The organism is Colwellia psychrerythraea 34H, assembly GCF_000012325.1.
Taxonomy (GTDB): Bacteria; Pseudomonadota; Gammaproteobacteria; order Enterobacterales; family Alteromonadaceae; genus Colwellia; species Colwellia psychrerythraea_A.
Genome location: NC_003910.7, coordinates 2614758 through 2633190, shown reverse-complemented (window position 1 = coordinate 2633190; position 18433 = coordinate 2614758). Strand labels below are relative to the sequence as shown.

At 36.7% G+C, this 18433-nt stretch carries 24 protein-coding genes; 9 read left to right on the top strand and 15 right to left on the bottom strand.

The window, feature by feature from the left end; all coding sequences use genetic code 11:
- Window positions 1–10 precede the first annotated feature (10 nt).
- The 5 genes from CPS_RS11255 to CPS_RS11235 all read left to right on the top strand — a co-directional run bounded on the left by CPS_RS11255 (window position 11) and on the right by CPS_RS11235 (window position 5842).
- Complete coding sequence (locus tag CPS_RS11255) at window positions 11–802, top strand: ABC transporter ATP-binding protein (protein ID WP_011043337.1); 792 nt, start codon at window positions 11–13, stop codon at window positions 800–802.
- Window positions 796–3279 (top strand): ABC transporter permease, encoded by a 2484-nt coding sequence (locus CPS_RS11250; RefSeq protein WP_011043336.1) that lies wholly within the window; start codon window positions 796–798, stop codon window positions 3277–3279. The genes CPS_RS11255 and CPS_RS11250 overlap by 7 nt, the downstream gene beginning before the upstream one ends.
- Before the next feature lie 110 nt (window positions 3280–3389).
- Window positions 3390–3746 carry a hypothetical protein gene (locus CPS_RS11245; protein ID WP_011043335.1) on the top strand — a complete coding sequence of 119 codons (357 nt, stop codon included), beginning with the start codon at window positions 3390–3392 and terminating at the stop codon, window positions 3744–3746.
- A gap of 76 nt (window positions 3747–3822) precedes the next feature.
- On the top strand, window positions 3823–4545 hold the full coding sequence (locus CPS_RS11240) for a response regulator transcription factor (RefSeq protein WP_011043334.1): 723 nt from the start codon (window positions 3823–3825) through the stop codon (window positions 4543–4545).
- Window positions 4535–5842, top strand: a complete 1308-nt coding sequence (locus CPS_RS11235) for a sensor histidine kinase (protein WP_011043333.1) — start codon at window positions 4535–4537, stop codon at window positions 5840–5842. Before CPS_RS11240 ends, CPS_RS11235 begins: the two co-directional genes overlap by 11 nt.
- 98 nt (window positions 5843–5940) lie before the next feature.
- Here the strand turns inward: CPS_RS11235 and CPS_RS11230 are convergent, their stop codons facing one another.
- A complete protein-coding gene (locus CPS_RS11230; RefSeq protein WP_011043332.1) occupies window positions 5941–7290 on the bottom strand; it encodes a nucleobase:cation symporter-2 family protein in 1350 nt (449 codons plus the stop codon).
- Window positions 7291–7533: 243 nt separating this feature from the next.
- Window positions 7534–8433, bottom strand: a complete 900-nt coding sequence (locus tag CPS_RS11225; RefSeq protein WP_138140270.1) for a LysR family transcriptional regulator — start codon at window positions 8431–8433, stop codon at window positions 7534–7536.
- 93 nt (window positions 8434–8526) lie between these two features.
- Between CPS_RS11225 and CPS_RS11220 the strand changes: the two genes are divergently transcribed.
- Window positions 8527–9126 carry a short chain dehydrogenase gene (locus CPS_RS11220; RefSeq protein WP_011043330.1) on the top strand — a complete coding sequence of 200 codons (600 nt, stop codon included), beginning with the start codon at window positions 8527–8529 and terminating at the stop codon, window positions 9124–9126.
- Window positions 9127–9426: 300 nt separating this feature from the next.
- On the opposite strand, the gene CPS_RS11215 is transcribed toward CPS_RS11220, so the two are convergent.
- Window positions 9427–9711 (bottom strand): DUF4156 domain-containing protein, encoded by a 285-nt coding sequence (locus CPS_RS11215; protein ID WP_011043329.1) that lies wholly within the window; start codon window positions 9709–9711, stop codon window positions 9427–9429.
- A 159-nt stretch (window positions 9712–9870) separates the two neighbouring features.
- On the opposite strand from CPS_RS11215, the gene CPS_RS24105 reads away from it, so the two are divergent.
- Window positions 9871–10116: a hypothetical protein gene (locus tag CPS_RS24105; protein ID WP_081428723.1), complete on the top strand. Its 246-nt coding sequence runs from the start codon at window positions 9871–9873 to the stop codon at window positions 10114–10116.
- Window positions 10117–10184: 68 nt separating this feature from the next.
- Here the strand turns inward: CPS_RS24105 and CPS_RS11210 are convergent, their stop codons facing one another.
- Window positions 10185–10523, bottom strand: a complete 339-nt coding sequence (locus CPS_RS11210) for a hypothetical protein (RefSeq protein ID WP_011043328.1) — start codon at window positions 10521–10523, stop codon at window positions 10185–10187.
- A gap of 134 nt (window positions 10524–10657) precedes the next feature.
- A complete protein-coding gene (locus CPS_RS11205; RefSeq protein WP_011043327.1) occupies window positions 10658–11074 on the bottom strand; it encodes a GFA family protein in 417 nt (138 codons plus the stop codon).
- Window positions 11075–11167: 93 nt separating this feature from the next.
- Between CPS_RS11205 and CPS_RS11200 the strand changes: the two genes are divergently transcribed.
- Window positions 11168–11347, top strand: a complete 180-nt coding sequence (locus CPS_RS11200) for a DUF6435 family protein (RefSeq protein WP_011043326.1) — start codon at window positions 11168–11170, stop codon at window positions 11345–11347.
- A gap of 152 nt (window positions 11348–11499) precedes the next feature.
- Here the strand turns inward: CPS_RS11200 and CPS_RS11195 are convergent, their stop codons facing one another.
- The 4 genes from CPS_RS11195 to CPS_RS11180 form a co-directional block, all read right to left on the bottom strand.
- Window positions 11500–12525, bottom strand: coding sequence for a hypothetical protein (locus CPS_RS11195; protein ID WP_011043324.1), 1026 nt, complete (start codon window positions 12523–12525; stop codon window positions 11500–11502).
- Window positions 12526–12624: 99 nt separating this feature from the next.
- A complete protein-coding gene (locus tag CPS_RS11190; RefSeq protein WP_011043323.1) occupies window positions 12625–12930 on the bottom strand; it encodes a DUF1330 domain-containing protein in 306 nt (101 codons plus the stop codon).
- Between the two features lie 366 nt (window positions 12931–13296).
- Window positions 13297–13545 (bottom strand): DUF3297 family protein, encoded by a 249-nt coding sequence (locus tag CPS_RS11185; RefSeq protein WP_011043322.1) that lies wholly within the window; start codon window positions 13543–13545, stop codon window positions 13297–13299.
- Between the two features lie 177 nt (window positions 13546–13722).
- Window positions 13723–14181: an HPP family protein gene (locus CPS_RS11180; RefSeq protein ID WP_011043321.1), complete on the bottom strand. Its 459-nt coding sequence runs from the start codon at window positions 14179–14181 to the stop codon at window positions 13723–13725.
- Between the two features lie 98 nt (window positions 14182–14279).
- Between CPS_RS11180 and CPS_RS11175 the strand changes: the two genes are divergently transcribed.
- Window positions 14280–14825 (top strand): TetR/AcrR family transcriptional regulator, encoded by a 546-nt coding sequence (locus CPS_RS11175; RefSeq protein WP_011043320.1) that lies wholly within the window; start codon window positions 14280–14282, stop codon window positions 14823–14825.
- Window positions 14826–14919: 94 nt separating this feature from the next.
- Here CPS_RS11175 and CPS_RS11170 read toward each other — a convergent pair whose 3' ends face one another.
- The 6 genes from CPS_RS11170 to CPS_RS11145 form a co-directional block, all read right to left on the bottom strand.
- Complete coding sequence (locus CPS_RS11170) at window positions 14920–15417, bottom strand: TlpA disulfide reductase family protein (protein ID WP_011043319.1); 498 nt, start codon at window positions 15415–15417, stop codon at window positions 14920–14922.
- A gap of 108 nt (window positions 15418–15525) precedes the next feature.
- Window positions 15526–16140 carry a LysE family translocator gene (locus tag CPS_RS11165; protein WP_011043318.1) on the bottom strand — a complete coding sequence of 205 codons (615 nt, stop codon included), beginning with the start codon at window positions 16138–16140 and terminating at the stop codon, window positions 15526–15528.
- 115 nt (window positions 16141–16255) lie between these two features.
- Window positions 16256–16492, bottom strand: coding sequence for a hypothetical protein (locus CPS_RS11160; protein ID WP_011043317.1), 237 nt, complete (start codon window positions 16490–16492; stop codon window positions 16256–16258).
- A 134-nt stretch (window positions 16493–16626) separates the two neighbouring features.
- On the bottom strand, window positions 16627–16887 hold the full coding sequence (locus CPS_RS11155) for a hypothetical protein (RefSeq protein ID WP_011043316.1): 261 nt from the start codon (window positions 16885–16887) through the stop codon (window positions 16627–16629).
- A 121-nt stretch (window positions 16888–17008) separates the two neighbouring features.
- Complete coding sequence (locus CPS_RS11150; protein ID WP_041736935.1) at window positions 17009–17482, bottom strand: L,D-transpeptidase family protein; 474 nt, start codon at window positions 17480–17482, stop codon at window positions 17009–17011.
- 96 nt (window positions 17483–17578) lie between these two features.
- Window positions 17579–17992 (bottom strand): GNAT family N-acetyltransferase, encoded by a 414-nt coding sequence (locus tag CPS_RS11145; protein WP_011043314.1) that lies wholly within the window; start codon window positions 17990–17992, stop codon window positions 17579–17581.
- Window positions 17993–18433: the final 441 nt, after the last annotated feature.

Sequence of the window (18433 nt, the reverse complement as noted above, 5' to 3'; positions counted from 1 at the left end):
GTGTAAATTTATGACTAGTTCAATTGAATTAAAAAGTGTGTCTCAATCCTTTGCAAGCAACTCTTCTGGCAGTCTTGGACATAAAAACTCTACTTCTGAAAACACGACTAATAAAAATAAGGCTTCAACTATTACCTTATTTAAAAATCTTGATTTAACTATAAACCAAGGACAATCCTACGCCATAACAGGCCCTTCAGGTGCTGGTAAGTCAAGTTTACTTATGCTGCTTTCAGGTTTAGAAAAACCCAGCTCAGGTCATGGTCATTACCTTAATGATAAACACACTTCAACACTTGATAACTTACGCTCAGACATTGGTTTTATTTTTCAACAATTTCATTTACTGCCTGAGTTAACTGCTTTGCACAACATTGCTTTACCATTGAAATTACGTGGTGATAAACAAGCAATAAGCAAAGCAAAGCAGTGGTTAGAAAAGGTAGGTTTGTCCGATAGAGCGGATCATAAACCATCACAATTAAGTGGTGGAGAACAACAACGTGTTGCCATCGCGCGTGCGTTAGTATTTTCACCCAAGTTTATATTTGCCGATGAACCAACGGGTAATTTAGACCAACATAATGCGAATGAAATTTCTGATATTTTATTTGCCTGCTGCCAAGAAAATAATGCCGCTTTAATCATAGTCACTCACAGCAATGCCCTTGCCAGTAAAGCACAGAACATTTATTCCCTTGCAGATGGAGAGCTCACTAAAACGTCATCGATTAATCCCACTGAAGAACAAGACATCACTAAATACCTCTCTACAGAAGAGCAGCGGGTAGCATCATGTTAAATCATCATATGCTATTGGCTTGGTACTATTTCACGCAAGAATACCGCCAGCCTCACCAACAATTACTGCGCTGGGTTCAAGCGATATTAATGATTTTTATCGTCACTTTATCGTTATCCAGCAACAGCATTCAAAAGTACCTGGAAGGAAATTTACAAAATCTTTTGGGTGCCGATGCGGTATTAACTCAAAAAGATAAATTAACAACGGCTCAGTTAACTTCGTTGAGCAATTTCAGTGATAATGTGGTCAAGACAATGCAGATTAATGCTACGTTAACATTCAACGATAAGTGGCAACGGTCCAAGCTCAAAGCGGTAGGAAATGACTACCCCTTACAAGGGAAACTACTCACTTCAACTTCTTTGCAGAGTCCAGCAACAGAAACCAACGGTGGTCCTACAGCAGGAAATATATGGTTAGACAGCCGTCTATTTGCCAGCCTAACATTATCGATTGGTGACGCTATAAGCATAGGTGAACGAGCCTTTATCGTATCAAGAGTGCTAATTCACGAGCCAGATAGATTGATGGAAGGACATAATGTAGCTATGCGCGCTATCATCAATGTTGATGATATGGAAAAGTTAGCTTTCCCAACAGATCTTATTCAGAATCGTTATCTTGTTACGGCATCAAAATCAAAAATACAGCAACTTATTGAGTGGCAACAAGCGCAACTTCCCGCAGCGAAAATTCATCATAAAAACGGCTCTCATCCGTTAGCCTCCTTTTGGCAACGCACTGAAAACTTTTTAGGCTTAGCCTCCATTATTTTATTTTTTATGGCTGCTATCGCTATTGAACAAATAGCGCAAGTACACTTAAAAAAAGAACAGTATTTTTCAGCAATTTGTATGAGCTTAGGCGCTTCAAAAGCAACAGGTTTACAGTTATCACTGATTAAATGGTTCATTAATATAGTGCTACTTATACCTGTTGTGGCGATTTTATCTATTTCATTGCATTGGTTGGTCATCGGTTGGTTATCTGAAACATTTGCTGAAATCACCTGGCAATTAGAGATCTGGCTTACCGCTAAAACGGTCGCAACTTGTGTATTACTGTTTGCCGTCTTTCATTCACCTGTTTGGTTAACCTTGTGTCAAACATCTGTGGCTAAGTTGTTTCATCAAAATCAAAAAAGTATTTCGTTAGCGCTCATTAAACTATGCGCCTTGGTGGTTCTTGTTTTTGTTGCTGTGAAGTACTCAGATAATGGTTTATTAACCCTGATGTTAGTCGGTAGTATTTCAATCACTATCGTATTAATGGCAGCGATTAGTTGGGCAGTGTTAAGCTTAGGTGAAAAAGCTACCCAACAATTTTCAGGACTCATCCCTTTTACCTTGTTTATGATGAAACAGCGTTTATTAAGCAAAAGCACTCAAATGTTGGGAATTGGATTAAGCACATTTTTATTATTGTTTACGCTCATGCTTTTAAAAGACTTAGGCGACACCATGGTTTCATACCAGAGAACACATGATGGTAATGTGATGATTTCACAAGCAAGTCAGCCTCAAATGAAAGCAATCGAGCAATGGTCAAAACAACATAATATTAGTCTGCGTCAAACTAAGCCTTACTTGTATGCCAAAGTAGTGAAAATCAACAACCAAACACTCAGTGAATTTACACAAAAGCCCAGTGACAGCTTAGCGACATTATCAAACGCTATTAGATTGCATTGGAGTGAAAAACTTCCAAAGAATAACCGCTTGGTTCAAGGGGCATGGTGGCAAAAAGAGGCTAAAAACTGGCAACAAATATCCCTTGAAGATGAAGTAATGACCGATTTAGGTTTATCCCTAGGAGACGAGCTTACCTTTATTATTCACCAACAAAGCTACACTTTTACTATTACAGCGAGTCATGAATTTAAACCCGGCGCAGGTTCAATTACTTTCTGGGTGCAAATGCCCCAGACAGCCCTGCAACACATCAATGCGCCGCAATATAATATGTCTAGTTTAGAACTGAATGAGGATCAATGGCCACTGCTTAGTCAATTATGGGAAAATCACCCTACTATAAGAATGGTCTCCCTACAGGAATTAACAAAACAGTTTGATGACATTTTAGCCATGATCACCAAAGTTATCAGCGGTTTTGCGGTGATGATTATTTTACTCGCTATTATTGTGATTTTGTCATCAATTAATGCACTTGAAAGCAAAGAAAAGAAAAAGAACAGCGTGATAATGAGCTTTGGTTTTTTAAAAAACACCTGTTTGCAGCTCAATATTATTGAATGGTTAATTACCGCCTTAATCATAGCAATAGGTGCAATAGCCGGTACCTACATTACCGGTATGTTAATTTATCAATCTCAGTTCTCACTTTCTTATCAACCTGACTTATTCATATTGTTCATAACATTAGCCATTATTTTGTCCACAGTTACCTTATTAGGTGTATACGCTAGTCGACATAGTTTAAAGAGTTCGGTTAAGCAATTAATGGCCGATATATAAAGCATTATGTTTAACAAAAAAGTATCACATATTGCTTGAGCCAAAACAGTTTCACATCTATTTCACGTAGTCTCGATCATAATGTCGTCATACTAAGGAGAGAGAAACAAATGAACATTTTAAAACAACACACAGTAGTATTAATCACGCTATTTGCTACGTTAGTGATGACGGCTTTACCTGCTCAAGCAGCATTAAAATCGGACAACAATAAAGTGTTAATGGTCGTTAGTGGTAATGACCAAGGAGATAAACAACCCGGATACGAATTTGATGATTTCTCAAAAGCGGATACTGTGTTTATAATCAATGGCATTGTTGTTGATATCGTCAGCCCTAAAGGCGGTCCAGTTGAAGCCAATAAGTACAATCCAAGTAATAGCTATAATGCAAAGGTATTAGTTGATAAAGCTATTACTGCAAAACCTAATTTCAAAGCAGCGCAAGACATGTTAAAAACCTTGTAAGATAATTGCTAACGCAAGCAGCCCTTACTATTTTTTACATCAAAATAGTAAAGAGCTCTTCAATTCGAGAAATTAAATGAATAATCAATCTTTGTATATTCTAGTCGTTGAAGATCAACAAAGTATCGCCCAAAATATTGCTAACTACATGGAAGATAAAGGACATGTATTAGACTTTGCAACCCAGGGTGATCAAGGATTGGAACTGGCATTAACTAATCATTATGATTTAGTCATTCTCGATTTGAATTTACCCGTTATGGATGGGCTTGAGGTTTGCAAAAAATTGCGTAAACAAGCTCGCCATCATGTACCCATTATCATGCTCACCGCAAGAGACAGTATCGATGATAAAATTTCAGGTTTTACTCTTGGTGCAGATGATTATTTAACTAAGCCCTTCTCTTTAGAAGAACTCGAAGTTCGCTGTTTCGCTTTATCAAGACGCCATTTATTACAAACCAATGATACCTTAATATTTGATCAGCTATGCATTGATAGAAAAAGACAACAAGTCACGCGTTCTGGACAAAACCTTGAATTACATACTATGGGCTATCGTATTCTCACAATTTTAGCGGAAGCTTATCCTCAAGTCGTGAGTCGTTCAAAGTTATCCCAGAAGTTATGGGGAGATGAGCCGACAGAATCCGACGCACTTAGATCTCATATTTACCAGTTGCGTAATATGTTAGATAAACCTTTTGATTATCCGATGATTAAAACCATGCACGGTATTGGCTTCCTCTTAAATGTAGAAAGTCATGTAAAAAGCGATGTAATAAACAATGATAAATAACAATAAAACTAATCAACCTCAAATTCCAACACCTAAAAATCCAGTGAAACTTCACAGTTTAAGTAGAAAAATTGTTAGCCAATTTTGTTTATTTACCTTGTTAATATCTGCGGTTTGGGGCGGGTTTTGTTTCATTTTAATGTACAACATTGAAGATGAATTTATTGAACGTGAAGTCAGACAAGAAGCTCAATTTTTACAACAACGTTATGATCAGGATAAGTCTTGGTCAGCCCCTCGCGTGAGCCATATGACGTTGTACTTCTCAAAAAGTACTTTACCTGATGACATCAAGCAGCGATATATTGCTGAACCAAACAGAAAAGAATTTTCAGGAGAAGACGGTCGTCACTATCATTTATTAGCATTACCCAAATCAGAAGATGTTTACCTTGTCGCAGAAGTCAGTGAAATGCTGTTAGTCCGCCCTTTCACTAAAGGCATCTTAAAATTAATGTTGATTGCAGGCTTAATATTAGTATTACTTGCCTTTGTTATCGCCTGGCAGATAGGCAGAAAAACCGCTATGCCATTGAAGCAACTCGCCGATTTAGTTAATGGTGTTGCCCCTGAACAAATCCCCGATAAGTTTGCACAGCAATTCCCTAATAATGAAATAGGAATTTTAGCGCAGACCCTAGAAACCGCGATGACCCGAATTAACCAAAGTTTGGTCAGAGAAAAATGTTTTACTCGTGACGTCAGCCATGAACTTAGAACCCCTGTCTCTATTATAAAAAATGCGGTAGAGGTTTATCGTAATCAACACTCGACTGATGTAAGTAATCCCGTGATCGATCGTATATCCCAAGCGAGCACGCAAATGGAGCAAACAGTTACCACGTTGCTTACCCTTGCAAGGGAAGAACATACCGAAGTAGACAAAAAGCACATAAAAATACTGCCCTTAATTGAGCAATCTATTATTGACCAGAATCACCTCATCAATAACAAACCAATACAAGTGGAAGTAAATGATAATTGTAATGTAGACGTTTATGCGCAATCAGGTATGTTAACGGTATTATTAGACAATTTAATTGCCAATGCTTTTCAATATACTCAACAAGGTAAGGTCATCATTGAGATGCAAGATAAAACACTGATTGTTGCTGATACCGGTCCAGGTATACAACAAAGCATTTCAGGTAATATAACCGAACCCGCAGTTAAAGGTAGTCAAAGTACGGGGTATGGTTTTGGCTTATCGATTGTAAAACGTTTATGTGAACATCAAAACTGGTTATTCACGCTTTCAAGTGAGCAAGGAACTAAAATTTCTATCACGTTGAAGTAAAACCTTGAAATGAATCACTTCGAAATAACGGTTTGCTCATGCATTGTCAATGGCCTGATTAATCAGGCCATTGTTTCATAGTTAAGCTGTTAAGCTGTTTAAATCAAGTTGGGGGAACTTTCAACTTCATTGTTGCTAGGATTTTCTTCTTCAGTCTCAACAATTATATCGCCATCAGGAAGCACCGCATTTAACAGCAACGCAATTACTGAGCCGGTAGTAATACCAGAAGCAAGAATGATTTTAAGGAAGTCGGGTAAGTGACTTAACAACTCAGGACGTACAGTTACTGCCATACCCGCGCCAATACTTACCGCGATAATAATGCCATTTCTTTTAGTATGTTTAGTGTGAGATAAAATATTTACCCCTGCAGTAATTATCATTGCAAACATAACCAAGCCAGCACCACCAAGCACAGGAAGTGGTATAGCTACTACCAAGGCACCAATGATTGGAAATAAACCAGCAAGAATCAACATGGCGCCCGTGATGGCAACAACATAGCGACTTGCTACGCCTGTCATGCCAACAATACCTACGTTTTGTGAGAAAGAGGAAAAAGGGGTAGTAGAAAATAATGACGCTAAAGCTGAACCTAGCCCATCACATAATATTCCACTAGATAATTTCTTTCCGGTTAATTTTGTTTTTGTCACATTCGATAGTGCTAAAAAGTCACCGGTAGATTCAACTATTGTCACCAAGTAGGCAATAGACATACCGATAATGCCGCTAATTGGAAAAGTTAAACCAAAATGAAAAGGACTTGGCAAAGCAAATAATGGAGAATCTTGCACAGGCTTAAAGTCGACCAAACCTAAGACCACACATGCCATGAATCCCAGCGCCATACCTATTACCACAGCGGCTGCCGATAAGATCCCTTTGCCAAAAATAGATAACAGTATCACCGTTGTTAAAACAAATAATCCTATCGCTAAATTAGGCAGTGATGCATAACCTTCTTGTCCTACTTGACCACCTGCAAACCAATCAACGGCGACGGGAATTAATGACAGTCCAATTAGGGTTACAACTGTGCCTGTAACTATTGGTGGGAAAAATCGTCTAATCATTGGCATAAAAAAGCTGCCAATAATCATAACGAGTGATGCAACTAAAGCCGAGCCTAGTATTCCTGCCACTCCGTGTTCAAATCCAATAGCGATGGAAACGCCGACAAAGGTAAAACTGGTTCCCATAACGCAAGGAAGCCTAATTCCAACGGGCCCAACCCCTTTACACTGAATAATAGTAACTACACCCGAAACTAGCATTGCCGCGTTAACCAATACGACAATATCCTCTACCGGTAGATTCAAAACACCACCAACGACTAGCGGTACAGTTATGATTGCTCCTAAAGCGGCGAGTAAGTGCTGTGCTGCAAGTAATATGGAGGTACCAATAGGCGGCTTATCTTCAACTTGATATAAAATTTCCATGATCTATTCCTAGTTTTTATTATATTTTTTGATATAGATTAAAAATATTGCTGATAATTTGGTCTATCAGATTCGCATGAACTTGACACTAGTGTCAACTCAGTGACGATTTAACTTTGGAAAGATGATTTCGCATAGTGAAATGTAATTTAGTTTTGACTCAGTCTAAACAACATTAACCTGCAAACAAAATTAGATAGAACGGGTGACTCTCATGAATAAACGATCAAGTTACTTATCAGGTTAATCGTTCTTCAAGTCTTCTAATAAGTAACCTACTAGAGATTTCATCAACGGATTTATCATTAACTTAGCAGGATAAACCAATGAAACAGGAATCCGGTCAAATTGAAATTCAGTTAATATTGGTATTAATGTTCCATTATCTAAATACTGTTGAGTCAGAAACGTCGGTAGATAAGCGATGCCTAGTCCTTCTGTTGCTAATTTTGCAACTATGTCGCCATCATTCGCTTCAGCAAAAGAATCAATAGCAGCATGATGCTCTTTGCCTTCTTCTTGATAACGCCAACGTAAAGGAAAGCGATTAGAGCTATCTACTAGACACTGATGCTTGGACAACTCTTTTGGGTGTTTAGGTTTACCATGTTGGTTGATGTACTGCTCACTAGCGACAAAGTTAATCTGGGTAGAACCGTATCGTCGAGCAATAAAATTAGAATCAGGTAACTCACCAACCCGAATAGATAAATCTATCCCCTCTTGCACCATATTGACGAATCGATTGACGAATAACCAAGATATTTTTACCTTTGGATGTAGTTTCATAAAATCACTGGCTGATTTTAGAAAGCCTAACGATGCAGAGCCACTAGGGGCTGAAATGGTTAAGTGTCCTGATAATACTCGATTCAAGTCGTCTGATTTATTCTCTAATTGTTCAACACTACCGATTATATTTCTAAATTGTTCAAGGTACTGTTTACCCTCGGCGGTGAGACTCATGGCTCTGGTGCTTCTATAAAGCAATTGACACGCAAAGTGATCTTCTAAATCTGAGACCTGTCGACTGATAGCAGAAGTCACTATATTGAGTTCTCTTGATGCCGCGCTAAAACTTCCTTTATCAATAACAACAATAAAGGTACTCATCGCTTTTAATAAGTCTATCTTTCTCTTCATGAGAACAATCATTTCTTTTCAAGGTTATTTTTCTATTTTATACAATCAATATAATACACACAACTTAAACAAGAAGACCATTTGGAGATTGATATGAAAATTTTATTAGTAGGTGCTAGCGGCACTATAGGACAAGCAGTTGAAGCAAACCTTAAAGCTAACCATGAAGTCATTTCAGCAAATTATGCTAACGGTGATGTAAAAGTTGATTTAGGTAGCCCAGAATCAATCCGCAACATGTTTGAAGTAGTTGGTCATGTAGATGCAGTGATTTCTACTGCAGGGGTAGCGGCTTTTGCAGGTTTTGATGACTTAACTGACATCGATTATCAAACGGCACTAAATAACAAATTGATGGGACAGATAAACTTACTACGTTTAGGAAAGAGTTTTATAAACGAAGGCGGTTCAATCACCTTAACATCAGGTGTTTTATCAAGAGAGCCTATGCATGGTAGTGCGGTAATAAGTATGGCTAACGGTGCATTAGAGAGTTTTGTTAAAGCAGCAGCTTTAGAAGTCGATAACTTTAGAGTAAATGTTGTTGCCCCAGTATTTGTTAAAGAAACAATGGCAATGATGGGTATGGATACGGAATCAGGTTTATCTGCTAACGATACTGCTAAAGCGTACATGGCAGCAGTTACAGGTAAAATGCATGGACAGACGCTAGATGCGCCAGATTACTTATAAGAGCACGAATTAACGACATAAATTAACTAACGACAGGTTAATTGCATCATTAAATCTGTAGTCCTGAATTAGGCTACAGATTTTTTATACTTAAGCGGATATAAAAATGACAATTAACTTTTTCTTTTTCAATTTTGATGTGTAAATAAACTCGGTACCCATAAAACGCCAACCAGGTAAATTTATGACATAAATATTAAAAATTCGAGCTACGTTTCACAACATTCTAAAATGAATATGATGTCATTCTACCGACTCAGTTTAGTTAGAATATACGGTAAAAAGTGATGAGTCGTTACTTCAAGAAAATGGACAGTCGTATGCTTGTCCTAGAAAAGTCACTGAGGTTCCAAATCCCATATGTTTCTCTATATAAATGGTATTAGCGCCAACGTCACTTGCTTGGTTCTTCAAGTCATTGATACTGGCAATAGTGAGTTCGGTATTAGAAATGAAAAAAAAGCTATACCAATGCCCTTCTGATCCCACTAATTCACTAATGTAACGACAACCACTTACTTGTTCGTAATTACTAATAACGATAATTGGGCGAGTATCATCGTGAAGTTGCTGGGTATCTATCAAACTTCAGGAAACTAGCGATAAGCTAGTTAACAACAACAGAATTTGTTTTATTTTAACTACTTTCATATTGCTCCATACTAGGGTCTGTTGATCTTTCGCGGTTAAATTTTGTTCGAGATAAAAGCGTTTTAATCGCGGCGAGTAGTATGTAGCCTAGTCATTCTAAGCAAATACTACTCAACAAAGAGTAAAACGCTTTTAGCCGAATCCTTCGGACAGCGTTTGTTGGTCATTTTTACGGCGTTATCGCCTTTTTATGTGGAACAACCACATGACAAAGGCTCTGCCTTGTATAAACACCCTACAAGTCGCTGCAAAAACAATCTCGAAAGATCAACAGACCCTAATGTAATTAACTGTTTTCTTACTCTTATTAATGAGATTAGTCTAATAAATACAAATTAAAACGTCATATTGAACATTATCTAACACCAGCCTACTTTGTCGTGCTTACCCTTAATAACACCTTAGCATTATACATTGGCGGAGTTGTTGCTAATTTTTAGCCAGAAATCTTCTTGGCAATGATTTATGAACGTCTTCTTTTTAGGAAATACTTGAGTATCGCCAGACTCAGCAATCACCTCATAAGAAATCCAACATTCAGCACATACTTGCTCATTCGCTTCAATTAAATCAGATTCGCTGCAATATTTCATTACAACGCCATTGGTAAAATGAAAGACTGATTCCGTGCACTTAACAACAATGTCTTGATCCACATATGATTTGTCAAACGATTGGGAAGTCACTAACTTCACAACGCTGATCTCACCTTTTGTTACCGCTATATAAGTACAAAGGTTGTTCATAAATCATCTTCCTGGTATCTAACTGATACATAAATCCATTTTACGTATTTGATAAGTATTAACTAAAACATATGAATCATGAAGCTATTCATATGTTTTAGTTCTGTTTTCATAACAGTTAATTATTTAATAAGTTAGGTTTCTTTTGCAAAATACGCCATTATCTCAGCGGTGGTCATTTCTTTTGTTTCATTGGCAAAGCAATAATAACTGGGACGCATATCACTAAAATACTGCATATCCATTTCTAAGCCTTCCAAGTTTGGAAACAAACCTACCGGCATATTATATTCACCTGTTCCTTTAAGTTTATAGAACAAATGCGTTCCACATTGAGTGCAAAAACCACGAGATGCCCAAGAAGAAGATTCATACATTTTAACGTTTTCCTCTCCTTCAATGTTAACATTAGTACCGCATTTAACTGCAAAAAAAGGAGCTCCACCCCAGGTTCTGCACGATTGGCAATGGCATACAGTAAATTTAGGATTAATTTGCTCTGCGGTAATTTTGACTGCTCCACAAAGGCAGCTTGTTTGTGAGTGAGACATTGATAACCCCTAAAAAAATAAAATGTAAATAATAAAAACTAAAATCCATTTATAACCGTATTAACCTAGATAACCAACTTAAAAGTGATTTAAATGTTCTCAATATTTAAGAAAGACCCAGTAAAAAAATTGAATAAACTTTATGAAGCTAAACTTGAGCAAGCGATGCATGCACAAAGAAATGGAGATATTAAATCCTATTCAATGATTACTGCAGAAGCAGAGAAAATAGCCGTTGAAATACAAGCAATAGAGAATTCAACAAAACCATAACGAACTAGTCATGACACGTAACGGTATAAGGTTGCGTGTCATTATTCATTACTTCTGATAAGTCATTTACACTGCAGTTAGCTTGGACAAAAAACAATTCTTATATACCGTTGCCTTAGTACTTTCAGATAACTCTTTTATACTGTTGCATATTACTTAGATTCTAATAATTCACGCAGTGCTACAGGTAATATTTTTCTCGCTTTATCTGTGATCCCTTGCTCATGTTTTTGCCATAGAATGCCAAGGTAAATGACCAATAATCCTAATACGGTTAATGTGATAGGAAATAACCAGCTATCTTGAAATATATCGAACGCAAGGTGACCTATGTAACCACTGCAACCTAAAGCACCGAAAACAACAAATACTCGACGAACCAGCATTACCCCAACAAAGATCATGATGAGATTAATACAAAAGTAAATGAATTTAGAGAGTTCGCTATCCGAGTATTGAAGTGACATTCCTATCCAAAAGGCAATCACCCCAAATAAATAGATCCAAAAAGCATAATCAGCTTTATTTCGTGATCGAATATCAATCCAAAAAGCTAATGCAATCATCAATAAACCGCTGTACATAGAAACTAATTTTCTTAGCTCCCAATCAAAATCTCCACCAGAAAGCATTGCGGTGATATCCATTGATAAATACCAAAGCGTCACTGCAATCGGCATCATTAAAAATGGGTATTTGTATTTCCATGCGAAAATAGCACCAACAGCTAATGTACTTAGCTCCATATACAGCCAATGCCATTTAATATACCGATGATATTCTCGATAGACACTTTCATCTGGCCATACACCTAAGGCATGTTGCAATCCATAAACAGCTAATGGTGTTAACGCAATAACAAAAGTCCCACATATCCCAGCAGGGATATCGTAACCTTTAGCTTTAAAACTATTGGTAAGTTTCAAGCCAATAGCAGCATAAAATAGAGAGATTGATACAATACCAAGACCTCCGAATGACTCCCAGCCTAAGCCCATAAAAAGCGTCATAGCAGCTATTGCAATCATGCCGCCAAAATAATAAAGAATATGAGTGAAATCGAATTTAGGTCCAATATTAGGTTGAGCGTTCAAAAATTCAATAAGTTTTTCTGATTGCTCAACGGAAAGAATATTTTCTGTTACAGCGTCTTTAAGGTTCTTTTTAGTTATGTTCAATCTAGATTCCTTCTATGATGAGCAGGTGACGTTCTGGTTAACAAACAACATTAAGTTTACGCGTATATCACTTTTAAATTGATATTATAAAAGTGCTTATTACAGCTCTGTTTCATGTACCGATATTGTAGTTTTACTTTTGACTGACTTATCAAAAAATTTTTCTTTAACAACTAAATAATCAGGATCTGAAAAAAAATCATCCATTTGCTTTTGATTAGGAAAAGCGATGGTGAAAACTCGATTAATATTGTCTGCTGTTTTTGTTAACAACACTTCAGAAACCCTGAAATCATAACCAAATGAACCACCAAAAGATTTTAGGATAGGCATCATTGCCTCCCGATACTTTTGATATTCTTGATCATCAATAACGTCTAGTCCCATTATTCTTTCATATGCCATGAAATATCCTTTAGAAGGTTGATAGATAGAAGGTCCCACTTAGAGGACAAATATTTTCACACTATTTATTAATTATTTTTCAACTTAATCACAAATAGATCTATAAAGCTACTCAATGCCTAGTAATACCAAACATTCATATACAGGGTAATTAGTGTAATATTTTACTAGCGGATTCAAAGGCTAAGCTGTGTTCGCATTGACTAGAAGAAAGGAGGGATATATTGCAGTATAAGAAAACATAGGGTCTAAATTCTCCTAGACCCTAAGCGATGATAGTAAGTGGCCTTGCAACACTACTTAACTATTACGCCAACTGATGAGTGGCATCAACGTTGGCTAAATTATCGGTTTTCTAATTATATCTTAACGATAAAACGCTTCAACTGTGCCTTTTACCGTTCTCATAAGAGGTTGTCCGCGACGATCTAATGCTTTGTGTGCTGGAATTTTTACCCAACCTTCACTGATGCAATATTCCTCAACATCAAAATGCTCTTTGCCGTTTAGCATAATACCTATGTCGTGCTCGAAGATTTCTTCCACATGATGTGGGCTGCGAGGGTTAACAGAAAGGCGATCAGGTAAAGCTGGTAGCGAGGTAGTGTCGTTCATGTGCGTGACTTGTAGTAAATAAAAAGTGCGCTATTGTAGACAATATGGGCATAACGCTCAAGAGTTTCAGCAATAAATGTTAGTCCCCTCTATCAGACTATTTGTAAACCCTCTATTTTATTAACACTTAAATCTACTTAAGAATACCCTACGTTGTGAATCACTATTAAACGTTTGTTAGTTCTCTAATCTAGAATATTTATTTTGCAACATACGCAACGCTTTACCCACTAAAACGATGATAACTGCCCCTATTAACACAGGTGTGATCAAAAACCCCCACCCCTGAGCTGATAGCATAATGAGAATAGGATTAGCTCCTGCTGGCGGATGCGTAGTCTTAGATGCCAACATTGCCGTGACACCAAGCCCAGTAGCTAGTGCTAACGTTAGTGGTGTTACACCGACATATTGAACAAATACCACGCCAATGAATGCAGTGATAAAATGCCCTAAAATTACATTTTTAGGTTGAGCTAACGGACTATCAGGGACGCCAAACACCAATACTGCGGTTGCCCCAAACGGTGCCATTAGTAAAGCAACATCCCCCAAAATAGCTTCCATATAGGACAACAAACCTATAGCTAAGAATGCCCCAAAGCCAGCTATAACGGATAGCAAATAATTATTCATAAAAACCTCACACAGAGTAGACCGATTTGTCTACCTGCTATAGTAGACAAGTCGGTATACATTTGTCAATATAGATATTGATAGCAAAGGAGAAATAAATGAATAAGAAACGTGAACTTTTGGTAAGTACTTCACTAGCGCTTTTTTACGACAATGGCGTAAACTCTATTGGTATCAATGAAATATTGAAAATTTCAGGTGTGGCCAAAAGAACGCTTTACAGCCATTTTGAAAGTAAAAATACGTTAGTTTTAGCCGCTTTAAGGCAAAGGCATGAAACGTTTATCACATGGTTAAAAGAGCAATTGTCAGACACTCAGTCTGATCAAGAGGTTATTGAGCAACTATTTAATGCGCTTGGGAACTGGTTCGATAACAAAGAGCCAAAGCTCGGTAATTTTAGAGGATGCTTCTTTATTAACACTGCGGCAGAATTTAGTGATAAGGGCAGTGATATTTCTCGCTATTGCAGTGAGCACAAAGAAGAAGTAAGACAATTAATACAAAAGAAGTTAACTTCAGATCACCCTCTCCTACTCGATGCTATATGCATTATGAAAGAAGGTGCCATTACTACAGCTTATGTAACAGGTAAAGGATCCGACGTTACCTCAAAATGCATCAAAGTATTGTCTGCGCTGTAAGTGCTAACGCCCACGTAAAGTGCCTTATAATACTGAACTTTAATAATTAAGAAACGAAAACAGGCAACAGTTTTTAATCCTTTTGAAGGTATTATTAGCTTGCAAGCTCTTCATTTAACACTTTTACTATTTTATTTATTGATGATGCACCATAACCAATTTTATGAAATAAAAGCTTACCATCCTTACCAACAATAAATAAATTTGGAATACCCTTAACGCCAAATTTTTTACCTATAGCACCACGTTTATCATGTGTTAGCGTTAATTTTAAAGTGGACAGTTTATTTTTAATGCGACGATATTGTTTACTATTTTCTTTAAAGTTTATAGCAACAACTTTAACTTTGTCGTCTCCAACTTTGTTTTGGATACCCTCTAAAATAGGAAGTTCTTTTAAACATGGTGAACACCAAGAAGCCCAAAAAGATATAACGACAATTTTTCCCTTATTATCTTCTAACGTAACATCGTTGCCATTAACATCACGACCTAAATAATTAGGTGGGTATTCGCCTAGTTCCAATACCGTCTCGGCATTAATATTTAGTGACGTCATTGCGATCATTAGAATAATTATACGATTTAGCATTTTTGTGATTCCTTTCTAACTAACACCCAAAATAACAAATTAAAGTATCGTTTAGTTAATTGTTAAAACAGCACATAACCTACTGCTTTTATTCCCTACTTTATTTTTTTATTGGGTAAGTTGAACACTCAATTCTTTTATTACAGGGATTACTGATATAACTAATAATCCCCCCATAGAATAGTTAAACACTTTCCGGTGTTGTTTAGATTTAAGTCGCTTTTTCAACGTTGATCCGAAAAACAACCAAATACCTACACAAGGAAACGAGATAACCAAAAATGTTAAGGCTATGATGATATTTTGGGTGTAAAAATCTACACCAACGGTTGTAAACGCAGCTATTGCTCCCGTTGCTACCACCCAAGCCTTTGCATTCAACCATTGAAACAAAGCGCCTTTCATGAAAGTTAACGGCTTGGCTGGAGTATTTGACATAGTTATTTCATCAGCCGTAGCGATTAAAAAAGCTAAATACAGTAAATACAAGGTACCAATAAATTTTATAAAGATATGTAAAGTAGGAATTTTTTCAAAGATCTGCCCAAAACCAATACCGACAAGCAGTAACATTACGGCAAACCCAACACAGATCCCCAAAAATAATGGCATACTTCTACGAATACCAAAATTGACACCAGAAGCCATAATCGTAATATTGTTTGGACCAGGAGTAACTGACGATGAGATTGCAAACAGTACAATTGCGATTAAATAATCCATATCCTCTCTTATTTTCCTAAGGCCTCATTAAGGCTAAATAAAAGGGACTGAAATTGAGCTGCATAACCCAAACTCGTATTGAGTCCCTATTAATGATTTATGATGTAAATTATTGTTATTTATCATCTTTCCTAAATAATAGATCGACTAAAATCGCTTCAACACTCAATGAATCATCACGGTTATCCTGAGCCATTTTACGTGATCTTTCAGCTGCTTCAGGCTGTCCTATAGATTCATAATAATCACCAGCCTTTTCATCATTGTCGGCTTTCTTGTTTAACGCTGAGTTTGATGCACAACCACTTAATATAAGGGTGAGAAGAAAAATAATAATATTTTGTTTTGGCATTCCATGCTCCATTTTAAAAATAGGTAGTATCTAGGTGACACTAACACTCTACGGCCCACTGAAGGGCTTTTATAGGTTGACTAAAATAGTGACGTACGTTCAGCAACTACTGTTGGGCATCACATTGATTTACCTTATCTGTTTTCACTCGCATCTTTAATGTGCTTTTTTAACGAATCAACTTTCGCCATACACTGTTCTCTTCTTTCACCTGTCATATCAGAGCACTTTTTTGAAGGTCCACTATCATGAGTAGCCATATTTGCAACGCCTGCTATGGCTAAACATACTGGAGTTGCAGAGCCACAATTTTTGGGTTCATAGTAATTGGGGTTTGAACTACAACCACTTAACCAAAGCACTAAAAAGATGAAGAATGATTTTAAAAATGACATATGTATTTAATCCTTTAAATATAACGGCCCCCTAAGAGGAAAAATAATTGGCTATTAGGCTAGTGGAACGAAAACTAGCCAAGGGTCACAAGGCCCGCTTAAATCAATGGCTATATGCCCTTTACCACTCTATATGGATTTTTGTACCTACTTTTACCAAAGACATAAATTGATCCATTTCTGAGTTCGTTAATGCGATGCACCCATTTGTCCAATTGAACCGCTGCGTAAATGCTGAAACCCCAGCAAGCTCATTTCGTTGTCCATGAATCATAATTAAGCCTCCTGCTGAAAAGCCTTTTATTTTTGCATTATCTAAATCGGCTTGATTAGGGTAACTAATATGCATTGCACGATAAAAGGATGAATCTTCCTTTTTGTAATCTAATATGTAAATACCTTCTGGTGTTTTTTCATCACCTTCTTTTTCTTTATGCCCTTTCGGATTTTCACCAAAAGCAACATGATATTCTTTAATTGTTTTTCCATTTTCAAGCAAATACATTCTGCGTTCAGATTTATCAATTTTAACAAGATCAATCTCTGCAAAGCAGGAAAAAGACAAAACAGTTAACATTAACACAAGTATTTTCATGGTATATAAGGTCCCATAAAGAGGTAAAAATTGATAGAACAACCAACTACATTTTGAACGTTTAAACGCATTGTTAGTTATAACTACAAGAGCTAATTATAACTCTTTAACCATAAAATACTTACAACCAGTTTTAGGATAATCCTGTTGTATCCACTCAGTTTTATAGCCGTGTTTTTCATAAAAAGGCATTGCTTGAAAATTTAGCGTATCTAAAAGACATTTTATACACCCGCGTTTTTTACCTAACGCTTCTACCTCTTTGAGAATTTTACTACCTATATTTTGGCCACGTAATTCATCTGAAACCCACAATGTATCTAATAATAACCAATTGCCAAATGAACGAGCTGCAGCACCAGCAATAACCTCACCTTCATCACTTTTAATTTGTACGGCTAAGGGGATTCGTTCGCTTACTTCCCAATTAGCCCAATTGAAGTCACTAATTTGTTTATTCAGATAATCAATTAATTCTTGCTCTGGGTTTTCTACTACTTCAATATTCATTAATACTCCGGGTTATCTTTTATTTGTTAATTTACTTGTTATATTTCTGCTCTACAAGTTATCAATCAGCTTAAAGTATCGGCTTAATACTCATTTTATTGGAATGATTAATTGATGTACCCAAGATAAACTCCTTCAACTGACTAAATATGAGATTGGTTAAATGTCTATCTAAGTGGAACATAGTCAACTGCTGCATGCCCTATTTTAGTTTTTTATAACCGAGTTTTTACGTAGATACAAGTTCTTCAAACACTCTGCTTCTCTTATATCTACGCATTGTAATAAAGTATCTTTAAATTTGCTCGATGCATCAACTTGTCCATTATCCTTAGGAATAAAAAAGAGTAGAGCTAGAAAAGAAAAAGTAATTGAGAATGGAATGTGAATAAGTGCATAGCCAATATGCTCGCTTTTAGATAGAGAGTAATCAAAGATCGC